The 3,479-nt window shown below is 76.6% G+C and carries 4 protein-coding genes; all 4 read left to right on the top strand.

Annotated features, from left to right (window positions below):
• Window positions 1-224 precede the first annotated feature (224 nt).
• Complete coding sequence (gene def / locus HLB09_RS14640; protein WP_344552456.1) at window positions 225-719, top strand: peptide deformylase; 495 nt, start codon at window positions 225-227, stop codon at window positions 717-719.
• Window positions 720-871: 152 nt separating this feature from the next.
• Entirely contained in the window at window positions 872-2,248 is a 1,377-nt protein-coding gene (locus HLB09_RS14635; protein ID WP_171204068.1) for an ATP-dependent 6-phosphofructokinase, read from the top strand.
• A 139-nt stretch (window positions 2,249-2,387) separates the two neighbouring features.
• On the top strand, window positions 2,388-2,624 hold the full coding sequence (locus tag HLB09_RS14630; protein ID WP_171204067.1) for an antitoxin: 237 nt from the start codon (window positions 2,388-2,390) through the stop codon (window positions 2,622-2,624).
• Between the two features lie 93 nt (window positions 2,625-2,717).
• A partial coding sequence (locus tag HLB09_RS14625; protein WP_171204066.1) for a precorrin-6A/cobalt-precorrin-6A reductase occupies window positions 2,718-3,479 on the top strand: 762 nt, incomplete at its 3' end.

The following is a 3,479-nucleotide window of genomic DNA, read 5'->3' as shown; positions in this document are numbered from 1 at the left end:
GGGGCGGCCGCCCCCGCCGCTCGGCGGTGAGGAGGGGCGGCCCGGCTCCGGCGGCCCGGACCTAGCATGGGGCGCCCGCGCCGGGACCCCCGGCGCCGTCGTGCCAGGAGGAGACCGTGCCGTCCGGGACCACCCCGCCCCCCGCCCAGCCCGACCCGTCGCCGGCAGGACCGGGTCCTGCTCAGGGCGCCGGTGACGGCGGCCCCGTCGGGCGGGTCCGGCCGATCGTCCTCGACGGCGACCCCGTGCTCCACCGCCCCTGCGCCCCCGTCACCGCCTTCGACGCGGACCTGGCGCAGCTCGAGGCCGACATGGTCGTGAGCATGCACGCGGCCGACGGCGTCGGGCTCGCCGCCAACCAGATCGGCGTCGACGCCCGGGTCTTCGTCATGGACTGCCCCGACGCGGCCGGCGAGCGCGTCGTCGCGACGGTGGTGAACCCCGTCCTGCGCCTGCCCGGCGTCTTCGCGCGGCGCGCGACGGACGACGAGGGCTGCCTGTCCGTGCCCGGCGAGGTCGCCGCCGTCGAGCGCGTGACCTCCGCCGTCGTCACCGGCGTCGACGTCCGCGGCGAGCCGGTGCGCGTGTCCGCCTCCGGCCTCGCGGCGGTGTGCCTGCAGCACGAGGTGGACCACCTCGACGGGCTGCTCTACGTCGACCGCCTCGACGCCGACGAGCGCGCCGAGGTGCTGCGCGCCGCGGGGCTCGCGCCGCGCTGACGCGGCGCCGGGCCGGCGCGAGGTCGCACGGCCCGGGGCCGGGCGAGGTGGACCGGCGGGGTGCGACCGCAGGGGTGTGACGGGGGTCACCTCCGGGATGCGCCAGGATGGCGCCGACCGGCACGAGCACGGACGGCGAGAGGTGACCCGGCATGGCGAGCAGCGACGCGGACATCGACTTCGAGGTCCGGACCCTCGGGCCCCGGACGGTCCCGTCCCCCCTCGCGCCCCTCCTGGAGCGGCGTCGCACGAGCCACCACGCGGTGGAGGAGGGCGACCGCATCCTCTTCGACGACACGCGCTCGTCCTCCGAGCGCCGCGGCGAGGGCGAGCTCCCGAGCCTCGAGGCCGCGGGCCCCCGCCGGAAGATCTTCTTCGACCCGTCCAAGACGCGGGTCGGCATCGTCACCTGCGGCGGCCTGTGCCCGGGCATCAACAACGTCATCCGCGCGCTCGTCTCGGAGCTCACGACCCACTACGGGGTGCGGCGCATCCACGGCTTCCGCAACGGCTACCAGGGGTTCATCCCCGAGTACGGCCACGACGTCGTGGACCTGACGGTGGAGTCGGTCGACGGCATCGCCGCGCTCGGCGGCACCATCCTCGGCAGCTCGCGCGGCGAGCAGGACATCGGCCAGGTCGTCGACTGCCTCGAGCGGATGGGCATCAGCATCCTCTTCGTGATCGGCGGCGACGGCTCGATGCGCGGCGCCCAGCGCATCGCGGAGGAGATCGGCCGCCGCGACCGCCCCATCGGCGTCGTGGGCGTGCCGAAGACCATCGACAACGACATCCCCTTCCTCGACCAGAGCTTCGGCTTCCAGACGGCGTTCTCCGAGGCGACGCGCTCCATCCGCAGCGCCAAGGTCGAGGCGCGCTCGGCGCCCGGCGGCGTGAGCGTCGTCAAGCTCATGGGCCGGCACTCGGGCTTCATCGCCTGCTACGCGGCCCTCGCCCAGAACGACGCCGACTTCGTCCTCATCCCCGAGGTGCCCTTCGCCTTCGACGGGCCGGGGGGCTTCCTCGAGGTGCTGCGCGCGAAGGTGCGCTCGCAGGGCCACGCCCTCGTCGTGGCGGCGGAGGGCGCCGGGCAGGAGCTCTTCACCGAGGCCGAGGCCGAGGGCGGGCTCGTCGACGCCAGCGGCAACAAGCGGCTCCAGGACGTCGGCCGGCTGCTGCGCCAGCGCATCACGGCGGACTTCGCCGCCCACGGCATGGAGCTCAACCTCCGGTACATCGACCCGAGCTACGTCATCCGCAGCGTCCCCGCCAACCCCTACGACAGCGTCTACTGCACGCGTCTCGCGCACGCGGCCGTGCACGCGGCCATGGCCGGGCGCACGAACATGGTCGTCGGGCGGTGGCGGCGGCGCTTCGTCCACATCCCCATCCAGCTCGCCGTCAGCACGCGCAACCGCGTGGACCCGAACGGCGACCTGTGGTGGTCCGTCCTCGAGGCCACCGGGCAGCCGGCGTCGCTGGGCGAGGGCGCCGAGGCCATCGAGGTGCCGGCCTTCGGCGGGCAGTAGCTGCTCTGCCGCCGCCCCGTCCGGTCGCCCGCGGCGCGGGTGGCGGGGGCGGGGTGGGACGGCGACGCTGGTCCCAGCGGGTCGGTCGCGGCCCCGCACGACGGACGGAGCGCCCGCGGGCGCGGACAGGAGCGATCTCGTGGCGCTGAACATCGGTCGGCTCGTCGGGAAGGCGCGCAGCTACGCGTCGCAGAACCCCGACAAGGTGTCCTCGGGCCTGGACCGGGCGGGCGACGCCGTCAACCGGCGCACCGGCGGCAAGCACTCCTCCACGGTGACGAAGGCCAAGGACGCCCTGGGGAAGGCGCTGGGCACGAGCGGTCACGGCGGCTCGCGGGGCGGGTCCGCCGGCGCAGGCCCCCGCGACCCCCGGTAGCCACCGGCGGGCGGAGCGGCGGCCGTGCGGTCGTCACCGCATCGTTGCGCGACGACCGCGCCGCGCCCGCGCGCGGTGCCCGAGCATGGGGGCGTGCAGCCCGCAGCCCACCACGTCCTCCTGCTCGGCGGGACGACGGTGGCCCAGGCGCTCGCCGTGGACCTCGTCGACGCGCCCGGGGTCCGGGTCACCAGCTCGCTGCCCGTCGACCGCCACGTGCCCGTCCCGCCGCCCGGTGAGGTCCACCGCGGCGGCTTCGGCGGCCCCGAGGGCCTCGCCGCCTGGTTGCGCGAGCACGACGTGCGGGCCGTCGTCGACGCGACGTCGCCCTTCTCGGCCCGCATCACGAGCACCGCGGTCTCGGCGTGCGCCGCCGTCGACGTCCCCCTGCTCCTGCTCGACCGCCCGGCCTGGCTGCCCCAGCCCGGCGACGACTGGCGGCCCGTGCCCGACCTCGACGCGGCGGCGGAGGTCCTGCGCGACGGCCCGTGGGAGCGCGCCCTCGTGGCGGGCGGGGCCCGCGACCTCGGGGCCCTCGGGCGGCTGGAGCGCCCCCGCCTGGTCCTGCGGGTCCCGCGCCTGCCGCGGCCGCCGCTGCCGGCCGGGTGCGAGGTCGTCCTCCGCCGGCGCGCCGGCGACGTCGACGGCGAGGTCGCGCTCATGGTCGACCGCGGCGTCGGCGTCGTCGTGACGACCGACAGCGGGGGCCCCGGCGGGGCGGCGGTCCTCGTCGCGGCGCAGCGGGCGCTCGAGACCCACTCCGACGTCGTCCTCATGGCGAAGAACGGCGTCGACGCCGTCTACACGGCCGACCCGCGCACGGACGCGTCCGCCGAGAAGCTCGACCACCTCACC

The organism is Pseudokineococcus marinus, assembly GCF_013004605.1.
GTDB lineage: Bacteria > Actinomycetota > Actinomycetes > Actinomycetales > Quadrisphaeraceae > Pseudokineococcus > Pseudokineococcus marinus.
This window is presented reverse-complemented; position numbering and strand designations above follow the sequence as displayed.